The organism is Cryptosporangium aurantiacum (genome assembly GCF_900143005.1).
GTDB lineage: Bacteria > Actinomycetota > Actinomycetes > Mycobacteriales > Cryptosporangiaceae > Cryptosporangium > Cryptosporangium aurantiacum.
This window is the reverse complement of the sequence record NZ_FRCS01000019.1, coordinates 76,589-94,693: the sequence shown is the minus strand read 5'-3', so window position 1 is coordinate 94,693 and position 18,105 is coordinate 76,589. Positions and strand designations below refer to the sequence as shown.

Here is an 18,105-nt window from a genome sequence, read left to right as displayed (position 1 = left end):
CCCGGAGCCTCAGGCGTCGCCGTAGACCGGGACGCGCGCACCGCTGATCGGCGTGGCGTCGTCGCTGAGCAGGAACGCGATCACCTTCGCGACCGCCTCGGTGCGCACCGCCTTCGCGGCCAGCTCCGGCGACATCCAGCTACGGTTGGCGGGCGTGTCCAGCACCGACGGCAGCACCGCGTTGACCCGAATGCCCGCCGGCCGCAGCTCGTCCGCCAGCAGCTCGGTGATCCGCACGACCGCCGCCTTGCTCGCCGCGTGCCCGACCGGTGCCTTGCCGGTGACCGCGGTCTTCGACCCGACGGTCACGATCGACGAGCCGCGCGGCATCCGGGCCGCGGCCTGCTGTGCGCTCCAGAGCAGCGTCGAGACGTTGCCCTCCCAGAGCCCGGTGAACGTGTGCTCGTCCAGGTCGGCGAGGCTGCCGGGCACGAACCCACCGGCGAGCGCGACCAGCCCGGACGGCGTCCCGAGATCGTCGACCTGCTTCCAGGCGTCGAGTACCGACGCCCGGTCGGCCAGGTCCACGCCGATCACACGGACGCCGTCCCGGGCGCCGACCTCGTCCAGCGGATCGCCGGCCCGGTCCATCGCCACGACCGTCCCGCCGCGTCCGGCCAGCTCGGCGAGCACCGCCCTTCCCAGCGCCCCGGCCGCTCCGGTGACGACGGCAATCCCGGTCATTTTGTCCTCCCCCAGACGTTGCTGTCCGAAGTGAGCCTACCGACGTGGTGGATGCCGACGATCGCCCCGTACGCTTCACTCCGCGTTCACCGGGGCGGCTGATGCTCGTGTCGGGAACGACGCGAACGAAGGAGACGACATGACGGCCGCCACTACCCGCAACCTGCCGCTGCCCGGCACGTACAACGTCCGGGACGCAGGCGGGTACGCCACCGCCGACGGCGGAACGGTGCGGTGGGGGCTGCTGATCCGCGCGGACGGCCTGGCCGGTCTGGACGACGCCGGCCGCGCGCGGCTCGTCGAGCTCGGCGTCCGGACCGTGATCGACCTGCGGGAGAACGCCGAGGTCGAGGTCGCACCGGATGCCCTCGGCGACACGCCGATCCGCTACCGGCACCTGCCCGCGTTCGCCGGCCTGGCCGCGGAGCGGGCACCCCGCAGCCTCGAAGAGGCGTACGACCTGATGGTGGACAACTGCGGCGACGCGCTCGCCGGGATCGTCGCCGCGCTCGCGGAGCCGGACGCGCTACCGGCGGTCGTCCACTGCACGGCGGGCAAGGACCGCACCGGGACGGTCATCGCGCTGGTGCACGCGCTGCTCGGCGTCTCGGCGGCCGACATCGAAGCGGACTACGCGGCCACCGCCGAGAACCTGTCGACCGGGTTCGCCGAGAAGATCCGGGCCACGATGCCGCACGGCGAGCACACCGACGCGATGCTCGCGGAGATGCTCGCGTGCCCGCCGGAGCTGATCCGGCACGCGCTCGACCGCATCGGCGACCCGGAGACGTACCTGCGGTCCCATGGCCTGCCCGCCGAGGCGATCACCGCGCTCCGGGCGGCCCTGGTCGAGGGTCGGCTCAGCGCGTAGGCTCCCGCACCCCCACGGGAGACCACGCTCACACCGGGGACATCGCGGCAACGCGCCGCGTTGTCCCCGGTGTCGTCTGTCGGGGGAATGGAGAAGATTCAGGCATGGCCGAGTGGCTACTGGTCTTGCTGGGTGTCGTGCTGGTGGCGGCGTGCGGTGTGTTCGTCGCCGCCGAGTTCGCGTTCGTGACCGTGGACCGCGGTGCGGTGGAGCGGGCCGGCGCCACCGGCGTGAACGCCGCACTCCGGACGCTCTCGACCCAGCTGTCCGGGGCCCAGGTCGGCATCACGATCACGAACCTCGCGGTCGGGTTCCTCGCCGAGCCGTCGATCGCGACGCTGCTCGAGGGACCGCTGGGCGCCGCCGGTCTCGGTGACGCCGCGGTCACCGGCGTGGCGGTCGCGGTCGCGCTGATCCTCTCGACGCTGGTCACGATGCTGTTCGGCGAGCTGGTGCCGAAGAACATCGCGATCGCCCGGCCGCTGGGGACGGCGATCGCGGTGGCGCCGCTGCAGCGTGGGTTCACCCGGGCGATGCTGCCGCTGATCCGGCTGCTCAACGGCATCGCGAACGCGATCCTGCGCCGGTTCGGCATCGAGCCGCAGGAGGAGCTGTCGTCGGCGCGGGCACCGGAGGAGCTGGCGTCGCTGGTCCGTCGGTCCGCCCAGCTCGGGACGCTGCCCGGCGAGACCGCTCAGCTGCTCGGCCGCACGCTCGGCCTGGGACGGCTGACCGCCGCGGACGTGATGACGCCGCGGAGCCGCCTGACCGTGGTCGGGGCGGACCAGCCGGTCCGCGCGGTGCTGACCGCGACCGGACGGACCGGGCACTCCCGGTTCCCGGTGGTGGGGGAGGACATCGACGACATCGTCGGGGTGGTCCACGCCAAGCACGCGGTGGCGGTGGCGCGGGATCAGCGGTCGACGGTGCCGGTGCGGGCCGCGATGCGGGCGCCGGTGTTCATCCCGACGACGGTGCCCGCCGACGACCTGCTGCCCCAGCTGCGCCGCGAAGGACTGCAAGTCGCGATCGTCGTCGACGAGTTCGGCGGTACCGAGGGCATCGTCACGCTCGAGGACCTGATCGAGGAGATCGTCGGCGAGGTGGCCGACGAGCACGACCGGTCGCAGCCGGCCGGGCTGCGACGTCGCCCGGACGGGAGCTGGCTGCTCTCCGGGCTGCTGCGGCCGGACGAGATCCGCGAGCGGACCGGGCTGCCGGTGCCGGACGGGCCGGAGTACGACACGCTCGGCGGGTACGTGACCGTACGGCTCGGTCGCCTGCCCCGGCTGGGCGACGCGGTGGAGGTCGACGGCGACGACGAGACGGGCTTCCGGATCGAGGTGGACCGGCTGGACGGTCGCCGCGTCGACCGCTTGCTGGTGTCCCCGACCGAGCCGCCAGGATCGCCGGCCGCGGCCGCGCCCGCGCCGGACGGCGACCGGACGGACGGCGCCGGGGCGGACGGCGCCGGGGCGGACGGCGCGGCCGGCCCGGACGACGCCCCGAGCGCCGGCGGGACGCCCTCCGACGAAGAGCGGGAAACGCGATGAGCGACTGGGCCGGGGTCGCGATCACTGTCGCCCTGCTGCTGGCGAACGCGTTCTTCGTCGCGGCGGAGTTCGCGCTGATCTCCGCACGCCGCACCACGATCGAGCCGCGCGCCACCGCCGGGTCCCGCACCGCCCGCATCACGCTCCGGGCGATGGAGAACGTCTCGCTGATGATGGCCGGTGCGCAGCTCGGCATCACGGTCTGCTCGCTGGCGCTCGGTGCGGTCGGCGAGCCGGCGATTGCCCACCTGATCGAGCGTCCGTTCTCCGCCCTCGGCATGCCCGACGACCTGCTGCACCCGGTGGCGTTCGCGATCGCGCTGTTCCTCGTCGTCAGCCTGCACGTGGTCATCGGCGAGATGGTGCCGAAGAACATCGCGCTGGCCGGCCCGGACCGGGCCGCGCTGCTGCTCGCCCCACCGCTGGTCGCGGTCGTGATCGCGCTCAAGCCGGTGATCGTCGGGCTCAACGCGATCGCCAACGCGGTGCTGCGGCTGCTGCGTGTCGTGCCGAAGGACGAGATCACCAGCGCGTTCACCCGGGACGAGGTCGCCGACCTGATCACCGAGTCCCGGAAGGCCGGGTTGCTGGAGCCGGCCGAGCACACGCTGCTGACCCGCGCCCTGACGCTGGACGAACGCACGGTGGGGCGGGTCGCGCTGCCGCTGACGTCGCTGGTCACCGTCGAGCGCACGGCGACGCTCGAACAGGTCGAGGACCTCGCCGCGCGCACCGGCTACTCGCGGTTCCCGGTCGTCGACGGGCACGGCGCGCCGATCGGCTACCTGCACCTCAAGGACGTCGTCATCGACACGGTGACCGACGGTGTCCCGTACACCGCGACGATCCCGGACGACATCGTCCGGCCACTGCCCACCGTGCGCCCGGACGCGACGCTCCGGGAGGGCATCGCCGCGATGCGGCACAGCGGGGCACACCTGGCGAAGCTGCCCGACGGCGACGCGCTGGTAGCGCTCGAGGACATGCTCGAGGAGCTGGTAGGAGAAATCCACGACAGCGCCCACGCGTAGCGTGCTACCCAACCGTCCCGTGGAGGAGCCCGTGTCTGTTCTGTCTGCTTTAGTGGCCGCGTTGGGATCCGCCGACGTCGAGGTCGTCGACCTCACCGCTCCGCTCAGCCCGTCGACGCCGGTGCTGCAGTTGCCGCCGCCGTTCGCGAACACGATCCCGCTCAGCCTGGAGACCGTGAGCGCGTTCGACGACGCGGGCCCGGCCTGGCGGTGGAACAACATCCACACCGGCGAGCACACCGGCACCCACCTGGACGCGCCCGCGCACTGGATCACCGGCCGCGACGGCGAGACCGTCGACGTGATCCCGCCGTCGAAGCTGGTCGCACCGGTCGTCGTCATCGACGTCCGCGCGCAGGTCGCCGCGAACCCCGACTTCCTGCTCGAACCCGAGCACGTGACGGCGTGGGAGGCCCACCACGGCCGAGTGCCGGACGGCGCCTGGCTGCTGCTGCAGACCGGCTGGAGCGCCCGCCAGGACGACGCCGCTGCGTTCCTCAACGCCGACCAGAACGGCCCGCACACCCCTGGCCCGTCGGCGGAGGCGGCCCGGTGGCTGGCGTCCGAGCGCACGATCGCCGGGTTCGGCGTCGAGACCGTCGGCATCGACGCCGGTGCCGCGGGCGGGTTCGAGCCGCCGTTCCCCGCCCACCACTACCTGCTCGAGGCCGGCAGCTACGGCCTGACCCAGCTGCGCAACCTGGAGCGGCTGCCCGCCACCGGCGCGGTGCTGGTCGTCAGCCCGCTGCCGATCGTCGGCGGCACCGGCAGCCCGAGCCGGGTGTTCGCGCTGGTCGAGAAGTGAGCACCGTTGCCGAGGTCGTCGGGACGCTGGTGGCCCGCCTCGGCGCCGGGCACGCGTTCGGCGTCGTCGGCAGCGGCAACTTCCACGTCACCAACGCCCTGACAAACGCCGGGGTCGAGTTCGTCGCGACCCGCCACGAGGGTGGCGCCGCGACGATGGCCGACGCCTACGCGCGTACGTCCGGCCGCGTCGGCGTCCTCACGCTGCACCAGGGCTGCGGCCTGACCAACGCGATGACCGGCATCACCGAGGCGGCGAAGTCCCGCACGCCGCTGCTGGTGCTCACCGCGGACACCGCGGCGTCGGCGGTTCGCTCGAACTTCCGCATCGACCAGAACGCGCTGGCCGCGAGCGTCGGCGCGGTGCCGGAGCGGGTGTACGGCGCGGACACCGTCGTCGAGGACGTCGTCCGGGCCTGGCGCACTGCCCGCGATGGCCGGCGGACCGTCGTCCTCAACCTGCCGTTGGACGTGCAGGGGCACGAAGCAGAACCCGGCGACGTACCGGACGTGGCAGCCCCGGTCCCCGTGCGGCCGGGGGGCGCGGCCGTCGAGGCGCTGACCGCGGCGCTCGACGCCGCGCAGCGGCCGGTGTTCCTCGGCGGCCGGGGCGCCCGCGGCCACGGCCCGGTTCTGCGGGAACTCGCCGCGCGGACCGGTGCGCTGCTCGCCACGTCCGCGGTGGCCAACGGCCTGTTCGCGGGTGACCCGTTCGACCTCGGGATCTCCGGCGGGTTCTCCACTCCGGTCACTGCCGAGCTGATCCGCGGTGCCGACCTGCTGGTCGGCTGGGGTTGTTCACTCACGATGTGGACGCTGCGCCACGGCCGGTTGATCGGTGAGGGCACCCGCCTGATCCAGATCGACGACGAGGCGGACGCCCTGGGAGCGAACCGCCGCATCGACCTGGGCGTGCACGGGGACGTGGGGGAGACGGCCGCCGCTGTCCTGGCCGCCGTCGACGCGCGGACCGGGTACCGCAGGCCCGAGGTGGCCGCGCGCCTGGCCGCAGGTCCCGGCTGGGGCACGTTCGACCTGTCCACCGCCGACCGGATCGACCCGCGCGAGCTCTCGCTGGAGCTGGACCGGCTGCTCCCGGCGGAGCGCACGGTGGCGGTGGACTCCGGCAACTTCATGGGCTACCCGGCCGCATTCTGGAACGTGCCGGACGAGGCGGGTTTCTGCTTCACCCAGGCGTTCCAGTCGATCGGGCTGGGGCTGGCCACCGCGGTCGGCGCCGCGCTGGCCCGCCCGGACCGGCTCACCGTGCTCGGCACCGGCGACGGTGGCCTGCTGATGGCCGCCGCCGAGCTGGACACCGTGGCCCGGCTCGGCTTGCCGCTGCTGATCGTGGTGTACGACGACGCCGCGTACGGCGCCGAGATCCACCACTTCGGCGCCGAGGCGGACCTCTCGGCGGTGACGTTTCCGGACACCGACATCGCGGCGATCGCCCGCGGGTACGGGTTGCAGGCGGCCACCGTGCGCACGGTCGGTGACCTGGACGTGGTGCGCTCCTGGGATCGGCGTACGGCGCTGCTGCTCGACGCGAAGATCGCGAACGACGGCGGTTCCTGGTGGCTGGCCGAGGCGTTCCGCGGCCACTAGTTCGGGAGATCGGGGCCGGGCGTGATCCCGAACAGGAATCGCGCCAGTTCCTCGGTGGAGAGCCCGAGCGAGTCCGCCGCGGACACCGCGATCGACCGGCCCTCGCCGAGCGACACGCTCAAGACCTGGCGCTTCGGATAACCCGACCGGTAGCTCTGCACGGTTCGTCCGTCGACGGTCAGCGCGGTATGGATGTCGGTGTTCGCGCCGACGCTCTGCGCGGCGGTGTCCCCGCCTCCGGCCACGACGACGATCGGAGCCCGCGGCAGATCCCACTGCATGCCTCCGTACGGCCGGTTGGTGGAGGCGGCGGGTGAGGCGGGATCGACCAGCTGCACCCCGGCGGCATCGGAGGAGTGCTCGAGGCTGCCGAACGTGAGGCCCGCCGGCAACGCGGGGAAGCGCAACAGGTCCTCCACCGGCGTCGGGCGGTCGACGAGTCCGCCGGCGATCGTGCGGAGGTCGGCCTCGGTCACCGCGGGGTCGGCGCTGCTGTCATCCCCCCGGTACGCCTCGATGCGGACCCACTGTCCGGGACGGCGCGCGAACGTCAGCTCGGAGTACGCGCCCCAGTAGCTCTGGTGCTCGGCGTCCGGCCAGTCCGGTCGGTGCGGGACGACCGAGAGCGTGGCCGGAGTCCCGGCGAGGTCGATCGTCCGGGTGGTCGCGTACTGCCTCCAGGATCCCTGGTTGGTTCGCTCCGTCAGCTCGACGGTGCTCACCTGCACCTCCACCGTCGCCGGGGGGCTGACCCTGGTGGTGGTGAGCGTCCAGCTGCGGACGGAGTCCAGCGTCACGGTGGGACGAGAGGAGAACCCGTCCGGGAGTCGGCCGAGGCTGACCGGCGAGGCCGGTGCGGTGAGGCCCTTCGGCGAGGGCGAAGCGGTGGCGCTCGGGGAGGCGCTCGGGCGCTCGGTGGGGACCAGGCGGTCGTCGTCGCGCTCCACCGACCAGGCCACGGAGGCCGCGATCAGCATCACGAGGGCGACGGCGAGGCTCGCGACGGCCCGCCTCCGAGTGCGGTGGCGCCGTACCGTGCGGTGGACACCGTCGAGCAGCCCGGGCGCCTCGGGGACATCGTGGGCTCGCTCCGCCAGCATCGTCCGCATCAGGGCGTCGATCTCGTTCATCGGGCCTCCCCTCGCACGGGCGTGATCGTGGCGCGCAGCCGGGCCAGACCCCGGCTGGCGTGGCTGCGTACGGTCGTCACCGAGCACCCGACCAGGCGGCTGATCTCGGCGTCGTCCAGGTCCTCGTAGAACCGCAGCACGAGGACCGCGCGCTGCTGGCGCGGTAACTCCTCCAGCGCGTGCCAGAGCGAGTCACGCTGCGCGAACTCCTCGGCGTGGTCGCTGCCCGGTGCGAACGCCTCGGGCGCCGCCGCCACCGGCGTCTCGGTCGACGACCGGCGCCGCCGCCAGGACAGGTACTGCCGCAGGATCGCCTTCTGCACGTACGCGGTGGGACGCTCGGCGTCGGCGATCCTCGACCACCGCCCGTGCACCTTCGCCAGCGCTTCCTGGAGGACGTCCTCGGCGAGGTGGTAGTCGCCGGTCAGCAAGTACGCGAACCGCAGCAGCGCGGTGCCGCGCGCAGCGACGTACTCGTCGAACCCCGTGGTCGACACTCAGGCCCCTCTCGTCCGCCGTCCCCATGTAGACGCGGCGGGAGCGGGTTTCGTGGAGGAGCCTAGAGCTGCAAATTCGGGACGAACGCGCGGATCAGGTCGGCGAGCTGCACCGGGCAGTCGCTCTGCACCGCGTGTCCGGCGCCCGCCACCACCTCGACCCGCAGGGCCGGCAGCCGCCGCCGCGCCTCGGCGACGTCCGCCTCGGACACGAACCCGGACTCCGCGCCGCGCACCAGCATCGTCGGCATCGTCAGCGACGCCAGGTCCTCCCAGAGCACCGCGCTCGCGTCGGTGAGATCGCCGACGAAGCGGTCGTAGCGCCACGTCCACCGGCCATCGGCCAGCTGCTTCGTGTTGTGGACGACGCCCCGCCGGACCGCCGTGGCCGGACGCCGTGGCGACGCGGCCACCGCGGCGTCCACCACCTCGTCGAGCGTCGCAAAGGTCCGCGGACCGCGGGTCAGCGCCACCGCGCCCCGCTGCCGGTCGGTCATCCGGGTGAACGCCTCCGGCGAGCCGGGCGTCGCGTCCACGATCACCGCGCGCCGCACCAGGTCGGGGCGGGCCGCCGCCAGCCGGACCGTGGTGAGCCCGCCGAGCGACATCCCCACCACCGCCCTCGCATCGGGCGCCAGCCGCTCGGCCACCACCGCGACCGCGACCGCGTTCCGCGCCGGTCCGTAGTCCCGGTCGTCGCGCCACGACGAGTGCCCGTGGCCGGGTAGGTCGATCGCGATCGCCGGGCGGCCGAGGTGCAGCGCGACCAGGTCCCAGGTGTGCGCGTTCTGGCCACCGCCGTGCAGGAAGATCAGCTCCGGCGGGCCCGTGCCCCAGCGCAGCACGCTGACCTCGCGGCCGGGGGAGACCTCCACCGCGGTGCGGGTGACCCGCGGGATGCGGTCGTGCGGTAAGCCGAGCTCGTCCGCGACCTCGGTCAGGAACCCGAATTCGTCCACCGTTCGAGCGTAGGCGTCTCGCGCACTCGGGGCGGGCGCTTGCCGCTTCGGGCTGTGGACCTGGGAGTATGCCCTCATGACCAGCGCCGGAACGGTGCCGCGCTCGTGAGCGCGGCCGAGCGGGCCGTCACCACCCGCGCGCTGCGCCTGCTCGGTGCGTTCGACACCGACCACCCGCGGCTCCGCCTGTCCGCGATGGCCCGGCGCAGCGGATTACCGCTGAGCACCGCTCACCGGCTGGTCGCCGAGCTCGAACAGTGGGGCGCGGTCGACCGCGAGCCGGACGGCGCCTACGTCGTCGGGCGGCGGATCTGGCAGCTCGCGCTGCTCGCCCCGATCCACGGTGAGCTGCGGGAGATCGCGATGCCGTTCCTCGAGGACGTCCACCGCGCCACCGGCGAGAACGTGCACCTGGCGATCCGGGACGGAACGCACTCGCTGTACATCGAGCGGATCTGGAGCAGCGCGTCGGTGCCGCTGGAGAGCCGGGTCGGGCGTCGGCTGCCGCTGCACGCGACCGCGGCGGGCAAGGCGTTGCTCGCGGCGGCGCCCGCGGCCGTGGTCGACGCCGTCCTCGGCGCGCCGGAGCGGCTGACGCCACGGACGCTCACCGATCCGGCGGCGATCCGCCGTGACCTGGCCGACGTCCGGGCCCGCGGGTACGCGTTCAGCTCCGGGGAGGCGACGCCGGGCACCTGGTCGGTCGCGGTCGGCGTCCCCGGGCCGGTGCGGACGACGCTGGCGTCGCTCGCCGTGGTCGCAGGCGGTCCGGGCGAACCGACCTCGGATCAGGTCACCGCCTCGGCGGCGACCGTGCGGCAGCTCGCCGCCGTGCTGATGGTCGCCGCCGCCGCACTCGGCCGCGAACTGCAGCGCACCCACCGCTAACGGCGGACGCGGTAGCGGAGGTGGGTGGCCTCCGGTGTGTCGATGACCCGCACGACGTCGAGTTCGAGTCGTGACGGCAACACCTCGAACAGCCGCCGGCCGCCGCCGAAGAGCACCGGGATCTGGTGGATCTGCAACTCGTCCAGGACACCGGCCGCCAGCGCCCGCTGCGCGGTGTAGGCGCCGTGCACGAGGACGTCCTTGTCGCCGGCGGCGTCCTTCGCCCGTGCCATCGCGTCGGCGATCCCGTCGGTCACATAGCTCACCAGCGGGTACCTCGAGACCGACGGGTCCGCCGGCCGGTGGCTCACCACGAGAATGGGCACGCCGCCGTGGTCGCCGTTCCAGTGGCCGGACTGCTCGGCTGTGCGCCGGCCGGACAGGACCGCACCGACCGCGTTCATCTCGTCGATCACCGCGCCGGCCGGACCGGGCGGCCGGGCGAACTCCCCGGCCAGGGTGTAGCTCCACGCATGCAGCCGCATGAAGCCGTCACCGCCAGGATTGGCCGGTTCGTCGTTCGGACCGGCGATGTACCCGTCGAGCGACATCGACATGAACAGCACGGACGTGGCCATGGGCCAACTCCTCTCCTCACTGGCGTGGCACGGGCGCCGCGCCTGCTGTCCTCACCACGAAGGAGCGCAGCCGGGTACGACATCGACCGAGAAATCGGCTTGGTGGCCCGGTGAGCATGGATCCATGGAGCTGTCCGCGCCGATCCGGGCGTACTACGAGCAGGGCGGCGAGCTGAACCGGCTCGACCTCGCCAACGGCAGACTGGAATTCCTCCGTACCCGCGACGTCCTGCGGCGCGTCCTGCCGCAGGCACCGGCGCGCATACTCGACGTCGGCGGCGCCACCGGCGCGCACGCACGCTGGCTCACCGCCGACGGCTACCACGTCCGTGTGGTGGATCCGGTCCCGTTGCACGTGGCTCACGCCGCGACGATTCCCGGCGTGGACGCCGTCCGCGGCGACGCGCGGCGGCTGGACGAGCCCGACGCCACGTACCAGGCCACGCTCCTGCTCGGCCCGCTGTACCACCTGACCGACCGTGCGGATCGGCTGGCGGCGCTCCGCGAGGCCGTCCGGGTCACCGCACCCGGCGGTGTCGTGGCCGCCGCGACGATCTCCCGGCACGTGGGACTCTTCGACGCGCTGCGCCGGGGCCGCTACCTGCAGCCCGAAATCCGCGCGTTCATCGACGAGGAAGTCGCAACCGGCGTGTACGACCCGCAAGGCCGGGACCTCTTCACGCTCGCCTACTTTCACCACGCCGACGAGATCACTGCGGAGTTCGCCGAGGCCGGGCTGGCCGGCGCCACCCGTTACGCGCTGGAGAGCGCGGCCTGGCTGTTCGCGGACGCCGACGGGTGGCTGGACGACGACGAGCGCACCGCGCACCTGCTGGCGGCGCTGCGCACCGTCGAGCGGGACGAGTCAATGCTCGGGATCAGCTCACACGTGCTGACCGTGGCAACCGTCGGTTAGCTCAGGCCTGGACGATCGCGAACTCGACGACGGCGAGCTCCTGGCGTTCGTCCCCCTCGAGGCGCAGCACGGTCAGGCGGTGCAGTCCCCATTCGACGAACGTGATGTCGGTCAGCTCGATGACTCGGGGCTCGTGGATCGGCGTGCCCGGAATCTGGTGAATCGTGTTCGCGGTGAATGGGTGGTCGACGTGGCCCAGCGCCTTCGTCGGCCCCTCGATCTCGATGCGGATCAGCGGGGTCCGGTCGACCTCGTCGGGCTCCACACCGAATACGGCGGCGAACGTCACGTTGTGCGTAGCAGGCAGCCCGGGAAGCTTGGCCCACTCCCAGCCCGCCCCCTCCACGTACAACAGCCCGGCTTCCACGTGGGCTGAATGCGCGACCATCGCCGCCACTGCTCGCATCGATCGTGTCCCCTCGACCCAGTTCCCATGCCTGCGTGCGCTATCCAGGGGTCGCGGCACTGAGCGCAACGCAGCGAGGCCCCCTTGCTGCGGCACTCCGTACCGGTGGAGGTGGGGCGCGTGACCTCCTCGGCGAAGCCCGCATTTACCATCGCGGCTCCGACCGGCATGAATCGACCGCAGGGGGAATACGATACCGGTCCCTGTTCGACGCAGGCAGCGTCCCCTCCCGCGGCCGGTCGCCGTCTACCGGCGGGTCATCCGGCAGGGCGCCGAAGACCTCAACCAGCGCCAGCCGGCCACCCGTTCCGCCGGGGCGCCCGCATGCACTTCAGTCGCCTTGCTCCGTCGCCTCTGAGCCGATAGACGGATTGCTCCACGCTTATCGGCGCGCGGCCTCGGCGGCGATCGTTCGGCGTAGATAGGTTTCGAGCTTGTCGCCCCAAGCGTCCTGATCTGCTGCGTCCTCGTACCGGTCAGTCAGCTCGATGAGCCTCGCCGCGTCCGGCGGATCGGCAGAGGTCTGAATCGCCTCGGACAGGGCTTCCGCCATCCGCGTCGCGCCGATCTCCCACAGCGCCTCGAGGGCCTGTTCGGCGTGCCGACCGTGCGAGTTGGTGAAATAGGCGACCAAGGAGCCTTGGGCGATTTCGAAGTCCAGCCAGTCCAGAAGAAACAGCACCCGCAGTGGCGGTGGGAGCGCGGCGAGCAGTTCGGTCTGTTGCTCTATGGACAGCTCCGAGGTCAAGACCTGCAGTTCCGTCAACAGGACCTTTTGCTGGGTAGCGGACGGCATCTCGCTGAGCCGTCGCCAGTCCACCGTCACCGACCGATCATGCCATCGCGTCGATCGAGGCGATCCGCTGCGGCTGGGTACGGTGGGCGGGTGGATCCGTTCGGGCTGGTCGGGGCGTGGACGCTGGCCCGCAGGGTCGTCGACCGAACGGCCGACTCCTACGGTTCGGTGACCGGCGAGCTGGTCGTCACCGCCGACGGGGACGGCGTCCGGCTCGCCGAGAGCGGCGTCCTGCACTGGCAGGGCGGGCGGTACCCGGTCACCAGGGTGTCGCTGCTGCGGCCGCTCAACGGCGAGTGGTGGATGTTCTTCGACGACGGACGGCCGTTCCACCCGTGGCGCCCGGGTTCGCCGGTGGTGCACCCGTGCGGCGCGGACACCTACCGGGGACTGGTGGCGCTCGACCGCGACGGCACCCGCCTGCGGACGCTCTGGGATGTCCACGGTCCGGCGAAGGACCAGCGTCTGATCACCCGCTTCACCCGCCACTAAACCGGCGCGCCGCACCGCGTCGATGATCCTGAGCAGGCAAGATGCCGGGAGACTCGGACGGTGAAGGTGGTCGACGATGACAACTCGTGACGTCGCGGTCGTGCGGGCCGAGACGCGCCCAGCGACGCCGGCGCCCGAGCGCGGGTACGCGGTCGGGGTCACGCTCGGCGGCCAGCTCCCCTCCGACGTCGCGGGGTACGCCCGGGCCGCGGTGCGCGCCGCGATCGGTCACCGGCGAGACCCGATCCTGCGGGCCGACCTGCGGATCGTGCGGTACGCCGACCCGGCGCTGCCTCGCCCCGTGGCGTCCTACGCGACCGTCAACGTGAACGGCACGCGGGTTCGCGTCCACACGACTGCGAGAACCCCGTACGAGGGGTTGGACGAGCTCCGGCAGGAGCTCACCGCGGCGTTCGAGCGCCTCGACCGAAACCGCCGCGAGGACGCGCACCGCCGACCGCCGACCGCGGGCCTGCCGGCCGCACCGCGGATCCGGGTGCCGGGCGTGGTGTCCGGCGGCTGCACGATCGACGAGGCGATCGCCGTGCTCGACCTGCTGGACCGCAACTTCGAGCTGTTCCGGGACGTCGGAACCGGCGAGGACACGCTGCTCCACCGAGCCGGGCCGACCGGCTACCGGCTCGTACAGGCACGGCGGCAACCGCTGGGTGCCCGCCCGTCGACCCCGGTGTCGATCGCCGGGGACCCCGCGCTGCGGCTGAGCGTCGAGGTGGCCGCCGTGCGGCTGGCGCGCAGCGAGCAGCCGTTCGTGTTCTTCACCGACGTGGCGACCGGCCGCGGCACCGTGCTGTACGTCCGACGGGACGGGGACTACGGCGTCGTGACGCTGGCCTAACGCTCGGCCCGCTCGGCGGTTTCCCGGGGATCGTCGAAGCGGCGGACCTCTCCGCGTTCGGTCTGCGTGTGGTGCTGCTGGGTGTAGAACCGCACCTCGTGGCCGTCGGGGTCGTGCAGCAGCGGGAGGATCCAGCCGAGGCCGGCCCGGTGCACCCCGGCGTGGTCCTCGCCGAGCGCGGTCAGCCGCTCACCGAGTTGCTCGATCGTCTCGCGGTCGGGCACACCGATCGCGAAGTAGTCGAAGCCGGCCGCCGCGGCCGCCCGTTCCGGGTCGAGTCGTAGCGCGAGGCTCGGCCCGCCGTTCGGATGGCTGAGCCCGACGCCCATCAGCGTGCCCTGCTCGACGAACTCGGTCTGCAGCTCGTAACCGAGGCGGCTCTCGTACCAGGCACGTGATCGGGCCAGATCGGACACCGGGAGTTTCAGGTGGTGAACACCCGCCAGGGCCGGTGCCTCGTCGTGTGCCATCGGTGATCCCCCCTCGTCGGCGGCCCCCATGATCGCGCGCTGTGCGTCCGGCGCGATACCCCCGGCCCAGGGGCTAGCGAGGGCCGGTTCGGGCCGGGAACATGACGTGATGGAAGCCGATCGTCACCGCGCGCATCGACGCGGACGGTGGGGTGCGATCGCGGCTCTTACGGTGGCTGCGGGCGGCTTCGTCCTGATCGTGATGTCGATCGTCGTGGTGGGACACGACAAGTCGCTCAGCATCGGCGACTGGACGTCGGCGCTCTCGGTCGTCCTGGCCTACGCGGTGGCGGCGACGCCGCTGGCGTCGCGCGCGGTCAAGTCCGTCCGCACGCCGACCGCCGCGACCGAGGTGCTCCCGCTCCTGCGGCGCCTGGTGCGCACACAGTGGTCTGCCGAGGCAGCGGCCCGGCAACTCCGGCAGCCGAGGCCGGTGCGGCTGCGGTGGCAGCCGACGGCCCGGCCGGTTCAAGGGGGGCCGGCGGCGTCGGAGTACGAAGGTCACCTGGTTCAGGATCTGGACGATCACCGGCCGGCGGCAGCCGCGCTCACCGAGGCGTTCGACCGGAGCCCGGGGCGCCCGCTGGTGATCCTCGGCGAACCGGGGGCGGGCAAGACCAGCCTGGTCGTCCTGTTCGTCCTCGCCGCCGTCGAATCACAGCCGTCGGACGGCTACGTGCCGGTCGTGCTGTCCGCGTCGGCCTGGAACCCCGCCCGGCCCGCGCTCACGTGGGCCGCCCACCGCATCGGGTTCGAGTACCCCCAACTCGACCGTGCGGGCGAGGAGCTGACCGACGCGCTCGCCGAGCGGCGGGTGATTCCGGTGATCGACGGCTTGGACGAGATGCCGGCGGCGTGGCGGGCGGAGGCGCTGAAGCGGCTGGACGAGGCGGTCGGCGTCGGTGCGTGGTTCGTGCTGACGTGCCGGAGCGCGGAGTTCGAACAGGTCGTCGGGGAGGCCGGAGCGCTGTCCCGTGCCGCGGTCGTGGAGATCGAGCCGATCGCCGTCGAGGACGCGGCCATCTATCTGACCGAACGCGAGACCACGAGCAGCCGGCGCTGGGAACCGGTGCTGGACGCGATGCGGGCAGCGCCCGACGGGCCGCTGGCCGAGGCGCTCTCGACGCCGCTGATGATCGGCCTGGCGCGGCGGGTCTACCAGCGGTCGTCCAGCAGGCCCGAAGAACTCACCGAGTTCGATTCCGCGACGGCGATCCAGACGCACCTGCTCACGCAGTTCCTTCCCGCGCTCTATCCGGACGCTCACGAGCGGGCCGACGTCGAACGCTGGCTCGCGTTCCTGGCCCACCACTCCCGTGACCGCCTCCGGGACCCCGACCTCGAGTGGTGGTGGCTGGCCCGCGCGTTGCCCCGGCCGTTACTCACCGCCGCGGTGGCGCTGACCGTGCTTCCGCCGACCGCGCTCGGTCTCGGCCTTCTCGTGTACTTCCCGATTACTTCGTACGACACGACCCGATCCCTCCTGATCGACGCCGTCCTCGGTCTGTCCGCGACGGCGTTGACCACCGCAGTGGTGCTCGGCCGGCGCGCGGCGGCGACGGCCCACGCACCGGTGGCGGCGCCCCGTCGGCGGTTCGTTCCCGCCGTCCTCACCGGGTTCCTGCGCGACTGCGGCACTGCCGCACTCTCGCTCGCCGCCGTCCTGCTGGTCGTCGCGATCGTCCTGCTCGGGCTGCTGGTCGCCGCCCCGTCCGCCGCGGGCTACCTGCTCGCCTGGCCCTCGCGCGTCTGGGACGGCGGTGACGGCGCGGACGTGATGGCCGGCTGGGTCGTCGGATTCTCCGCGGTCCTGCTGCTGATGAACGTGCTGAGCGCAGCGCGGCGCTCGGTGGTGCGCTCCCGGGGGCCACGGCTGCGGGATCTGGCTCCCAGCCTCGCTGTCGGTCTCTCGGTCGGGCTGATGCTGGGGGCCGCCGTCCTGGCCGTGTCCCTACTCTTCGGCGATTACGAGTTCAACGCCCTGATGATCGTTGAACTCATACTGGTCGGCACCGTGGTCGGGCTCCCGGTCGGCCTGGCCCGATGGTTGACGTCCGCCCCGGACGAGGGGGATGCCACGGCCTCGCCGGAGCAACTCGTGCGGACGGAGCGGCGGTGGCTGCTGGTCGCGGCGCTGGTCGTCGCCGCCTACCTCGGACTCACTGTCTGGCTCCTCTCCGGGGACCGGCCGACCGCGGCCGGAATCGCGTTGAGCGCGGCGACGCTCGTCGTGTTCGGCTCGGGCTCGCCCTGGCCGCCGTACCTGGTGGCGCGGCTCTGGCTGGCCGCCTCCGGGCGCTTGCCGTGGCGCCTGATGCGTTTCCTCCGCCAGGCCTACGCGGCCGGGGTGCTCCGGTCGGCGGGCTCGGCGTATCAGTTCCGCCACGACCTGCTGCGGAACTACCTCGCCGACGCCTGGACGCCACGGAAGTCGGCCAGGTCCGGGCCGCCCTGACGCCGGAGTTCGGCCGCGATCGTCTCCGGCGCCGTGTAGTACCCCACGAGGTACCCGCGGCAGGACAGCCGCAGCCGGGGGACGCCGTCGAGCACCACCGGCTCGATCGCCCACTCACCGCAACAGGAGCACACCACGCTTCCAACCTGCGCGGTTACGGTTGCAGGCCACTCGTCCGCAGGGTGGAATTCAGGTGCGACGCTGGACCGCATGTCCCCACGACCGGCGACCCTCCGCCTCGCCACCCTCAACGTCTGCGGACTGCCGCCGGTGCTCTCCCGCCTCCCACCGCTCGAGGACCGCGCCGCCGAGATCGGCAAGCGGATCGAGGCGTCGAACCTCGACGTGTTCAACCTGCAGGAAGTCTGGGGCGGCCGGTCGCTGGCGACGCTCCGCAACCACCTGCCGTCGTTCCCGTTCGTGGCCTGGCAGCGGGCGGTGCACGGCGGGCCGGCGGGCGGCCTCGTCACGTTCTCCCGGCACCCGCTCGGCGAACCGCGTTTCCGTTCGTTCGGCGGCACCGCGCCGCGCACCAGCAGCATCGCGTTCCGGGCCCAGCGCGCGATCAACGCCAGGCGGCAGGGCATGCTCAGCGTCCCGATCACCGGGTGGGGCGTGGTCGTCGGCAACGTGCACCTGACCGCGAACAAGGACGGCGACTGGTCGCCCGGCAACCGGTACTTCGTGTTCCACCGCGACCAGCTCGTCGTCCTGCACGAATTCATGGGCGGCGCCCGCACGCCGGAGACCGAGCTGACGGTCGTCAGCGGTGACTTCAACATCGCGTCCGACTCGGCGCTCTACACGCTGATCACCGACGACGGGGCCTGGCGCGATCCGTTCGCCGGGCGCGACATCGCGACCTACCACCCGGCCTTCCTCCCCGCGGGCGCGACCGGTCACCGGATCGACTACGTCCTGCTCTCCGGCGACGAGACCCGGTTTCCGGTGCTGGACTCCGAGACGCTGTTCGCCGAGCAGTTGACGACGGCCGCCGGCACGAAGATTTGGGCCACCGACCACGTCGGCCTCACCGTGCGGATCGCGCTGTCACAAACCGGCGAGGTGTCCGGTCCTAGCTAGTGAACAACACCCTCGGGAAGGACACACC

20 protein-coding genes are annotated in these 18,105 nt (G+C 72.6%); 11 read left to right on the top strand and 9 right to left on the bottom strand.

Features of this window, described 5'->3' with window-relative positions; translation table 11 throughout:
• Positions 1-9 precede the first annotated feature (9 nt).
• On the bottom strand, positions 10-684 hold the full coding sequence (locus tag BUB75_RS37745; protein ID WP_073264464.1) for an SDR family NAD(P)-dependent oxidoreductase: 675 nt from the start codon (positions 682-684) through the stop codon (positions 10-12).
• A 139-nt stretch (positions 685-823) separates the two neighbouring features.
• On the opposite strand from BUB75_RS37745, the gene BUB75_RS37740 reads away from it, so the two are divergent.
• The 5 genes from BUB75_RS37740 to BUB75_RS37720 all read left to right on the top strand — a co-directional run bounded on the left by BUB75_RS37740 (position 824) and on the right by BUB75_RS37720 (position 6,551).
• Complete coding sequence (locus BUB75_RS37740; RefSeq protein ID WP_073264462.1) at positions 824-1,555, top strand: tyrosine-protein phosphatase; 732 nt, start codon at positions 824-826, stop codon at positions 1,553-1,555.
• A 104-nt stretch (positions 1,556-1,659) separates the two neighbouring features.
• Complete coding sequence (locus tag BUB75_RS37735) at positions 1,660-3,108, top strand: hemolysin family protein (RefSeq protein ID WP_073264460.1); 1,449 nt, start codon at positions 1,660-1,662, stop codon at positions 3,106-3,108.
• Positions 3,105-4,139, top strand: coding sequence for a hemolysin family protein (locus tag BUB75_RS37730; protein ID WP_073264458.1), 1,035 nt, complete (start codon positions 3,105-3,107; stop codon positions 4,137-4,139). Before BUB75_RS37735 ends, BUB75_RS37730 begins: the two co-directional genes overlap by 4 nt.
• 31 nt (positions 4,140-4,170) lie before the next feature.
• On the top strand, positions 4,171-4,944 hold the full coding sequence (locus tag BUB75_RS37725) for a cyclase family protein (RefSeq protein WP_073264551.1): 774 nt from the start codon (positions 4,171-4,173) through the stop codon (positions 4,942-4,944).
• Complete coding sequence (locus BUB75_RS37720; RefSeq protein ID WP_073264457.1) at positions 4,941-6,551, top strand: thiamine pyrophosphate-binding protein; 1,611 nt, start codon at positions 4,941-4,943, stop codon at positions 6,549-6,551. Before BUB75_RS37725 ends, BUB75_RS37720 begins: the two co-directional genes overlap by 4 nt.
• Here the strand turns inward: BUB75_RS37720 and BUB75_RS37715 are convergent.
• The 3 genes from BUB75_RS37715 to BUB75_RS37705 all read right to left on the bottom strand — a co-directional run bounded on the left by BUB75_RS37715 (position 6,548) and on the right by BUB75_RS37705 (position 9,137).
• Positions 6,548-7,681: a hypothetical protein gene (locus BUB75_RS37715; RefSeq protein WP_073264455.1), complete on the bottom strand. Its 1,134-nt coding sequence runs from the start codon at positions 7,679-7,681 to the stop codon at positions 6,548-6,550. The two genes, BUB75_RS37720 and BUB75_RS37715, sit on opposite strands and share 4 nt — an antisense overlap.
• A complete protein-coding gene (locus BUB75_RS37710; RefSeq protein ID WP_073264453.1) occupies positions 7,678-8,178 on the bottom strand; it encodes a SigE family RNA polymerase sigma factor in 501 nt (166 codons plus the stop codon). Before BUB75_RS37710 ends, BUB75_RS37715 begins: the two co-directional genes overlap by 4 nt.
• A gap of 62 nt (positions 8,179-8,240) precedes the next feature.
• Positions 8,241-9,137, bottom strand: coding sequence for an alpha/beta fold hydrolase (locus BUB75_RS37705; RefSeq protein ID WP_073264451.1), 897 nt, complete (start codon positions 9,135-9,137; stop codon positions 8,241-8,243).
• Positions 9,138-9,242: 105 nt separating this feature from the next.
• Between BUB75_RS37705 and BUB75_RS37700 the strand changes: the two genes are divergently transcribed.
• Positions 9,243-10,025 (top strand): IclR family transcriptional regulator, encoded by a 783-nt coding sequence (locus tag BUB75_RS37700; RefSeq protein WP_073264450.1) that lies wholly within the window; start codon positions 9,243-9,245, stop codon positions 10,023-10,025.
• Here BUB75_RS37700 and BUB75_RS37695 read toward each other — a convergent pair.
• Positions 10,022-10,603: a dihydrofolate reductase family protein gene (locus BUB75_RS37695; protein WP_073264448.1), complete on the bottom strand. Its 582-nt coding sequence runs from the start codon at positions 10,601-10,603 to the stop codon at positions 10,022-10,024. The genes BUB75_RS37700 and BUB75_RS37695 overlap by 4 nt on opposite strands.
• Before the next feature lie 124 nt (positions 10,604-10,727).
• Between BUB75_RS37695 and BUB75_RS37690 the strand changes: the two genes are divergently transcribed.
• A complete protein-coding gene (locus BUB75_RS37690) occupies positions 10,728-11,519 on the top strand; it encodes a class I SAM-dependent methyltransferase (RefSeq protein ID WP_073264446.1) in 792 nt (263 codons plus the stop codon).
• A gap of 1 nt (position 11,520) precedes the next feature.
• On the opposite strand, the gene BUB75_RS37685 is transcribed toward BUB75_RS37690, so the two are convergent.
• Positions 11,521-11,925, bottom strand: a complete 405-nt coding sequence (locus BUB75_RS37685; protein ID WP_143175669.1) for a hypothetical protein — start codon at positions 11,923-11,925, stop codon at positions 11,521-11,523.
• A 382-nt stretch (positions 11,926-12,307) separates the two neighbouring features.
• Entirely contained in the window at positions 12,308-12,751 is a 444-nt protein-coding gene (locus BUB75_RS37680; protein WP_073264442.1) for a DMP19 family protein, read from the bottom strand.
• Positions 12,752-12,811: 60 nt separating this feature from the next.
• Here BUB75_RS37680 and BUB75_RS37675 point away from each other — a divergent pair, with 60 nt between their 5' ends.
• Positions 12,812-13,213: a DUF6314 family protein gene (locus BUB75_RS37675; protein ID WP_073264440.1), complete on the top strand. Its 402-nt coding sequence runs from the start codon at positions 12,812-12,814 to the stop codon at positions 13,211-13,213.
• Positions 13,214-13,289: 76 nt separating this feature from the next.
• Complete coding sequence (locus tag BUB75_RS37670; RefSeq protein WP_084742200.1) at positions 13,290-14,069, top strand: sigma 54 modulation/S30EA ribosomal C-terminal domain-containing protein; 780 nt, start codon at positions 13,290-13,292, stop codon at positions 14,067-14,069.
• Here BUB75_RS37670 and BUB75_RS37665 read toward each other — a convergent pair.
• Positions 14,066-14,539 carry a VOC family protein gene (locus BUB75_RS37665; RefSeq protein ID WP_073264436.1) on the bottom strand — a complete coding sequence of 158 codons (474 nt, stop codon included), beginning with the start codon at positions 14,537-14,539 and terminating at the stop codon, positions 14,066-14,068. The genes BUB75_RS37670 and BUB75_RS37665 overlap by 4 nt on opposite strands.
• Before the next feature lie 109 nt (positions 14,540-14,648).
• Between BUB75_RS37665 and BUB75_RS37660 the strand changes: the two genes are divergently transcribed.
• On the top strand, positions 14,649-16,994 hold the full coding sequence (locus tag BUB75_RS37660; RefSeq protein WP_178380090.1) for an NACHT domain-containing protein: 2,346 nt from the start codon (positions 14,649-14,651) through the stop codon (positions 16,992-16,994).
• On the opposite strand, the gene BUB75_RS37655 is transcribed toward BUB75_RS37660, so the two are convergent.
• Complete coding sequence (locus tag BUB75_RS37655; protein WP_143175668.1) at positions 16,940-17,131, bottom strand: hypothetical protein; 192 nt, start codon at positions 17,129-17,131, stop codon at positions 16,940-16,942. The two genes, BUB75_RS37660 and BUB75_RS37655, sit on opposite strands and share 55 nt — an antisense overlap.
• Positions 17,132-17,204: 73 nt before the next feature.
• Here BUB75_RS37655 and BUB75_RS37650 point away from each other — a divergent pair, with 73 nt between their 5' ends.
• Positions 17,205-18,077: an endonuclease/exonuclease/phosphatase family protein gene (locus tag BUB75_RS37650; RefSeq protein WP_073264431.1), complete on the top strand. Its 873-nt coding sequence runs from the start codon at positions 17,205-17,207 to the stop codon at positions 18,075-18,077.
• The last annotated feature ends 28 nt before the right edge of the window (positions 18,078-18,105 follow it).

Excerpts from the sequence above, each read along its gene's own strand:
- BUB75_RS37695 (WP_073264448.1), bottom strand. The coding sequence starts at position 10,603 with ATGGCCACGTCCGTGCTGTTCATGTCGATGTCGCTCGACGGGTACATC.
- BUB75_RS37730 (WP_073264458.1), top strand. The coding sequence starts at position 3,105 with ATGAGCGACTGGGCCGGGGTCGCGATCACTGTCGCCCTGCTGCTGGCG.
- BUB75_RS37740 (WP_073264462.1), top strand. The coding sequence starts at position 824 with ATGACGGCCGCCACTACCCGCAACCTGCCGCTGCCCGGCACGTACAAC.
- BUB75_RS37745 (WP_073264464.1), bottom strand. The coding sequence starts at position 684 with ATGACCGGGATTGCCGTCGTCACCGGAGCGGCCGGGGCGCTGGGAAGG.
- BUB75_RS37650 (WP_073264431.1), top strand. The coding sequence starts at position 17,205 with ATGTCCCCACGACCGGCGACCCTCCGCCTCGCCACCCTCAACGTCTGC.
- BUB75_RS37715 (WP_073264455.1), bottom strand. The coding sequence starts at position 7,681 with ATGAACGAGATCGACGCCCTGATGCGGACGATGCTGGCGGAGCGAGCC.
- BUB75_RS37670 (WP_084742200.1), top strand. The coding sequence starts at position 13,290 with ATGACAACTCGTGACGTCGCGGTCGTGCGGGCCGAGACGCGCCCAGCG.
- BUB75_RS37660 (WP_178380090.1), top strand. The coding sequence starts at position 14,649 with ATGGAAGCCGATCGTCACCGCGCGCATCGACGCGGACGGTGGGGTGCG.
- BUB75_RS37685 (WP_143175669.1), bottom strand. The coding sequence starts at position 11,925 with ATGCGAGCAGTGGCGGCGATGGTCGCGCATTCAGCCCACGTGGAAGCC.
- BUB75_RS37735 (WP_073264460.1), top strand. The coding sequence starts at position 1,660 with ATGGCCGAGTGGCTACTGGTCTTGCTGGGTGTCGTGCTGGTGGCGGCG.
- BUB75_RS37665 (WP_073264436.1), bottom strand. The coding sequence starts at position 14,539 with ATGGCACACGACGAGGCACCGGCCCTGGCGGGTGTTCACCACCTGAAA.
- BUB75_RS37690 (WP_073264446.1), top strand. The coding sequence starts at position 10,728 with ATGGAGCTGTCCGCGCCGATCCGGGCGTACTACGAGCAGGGCGGCGAG.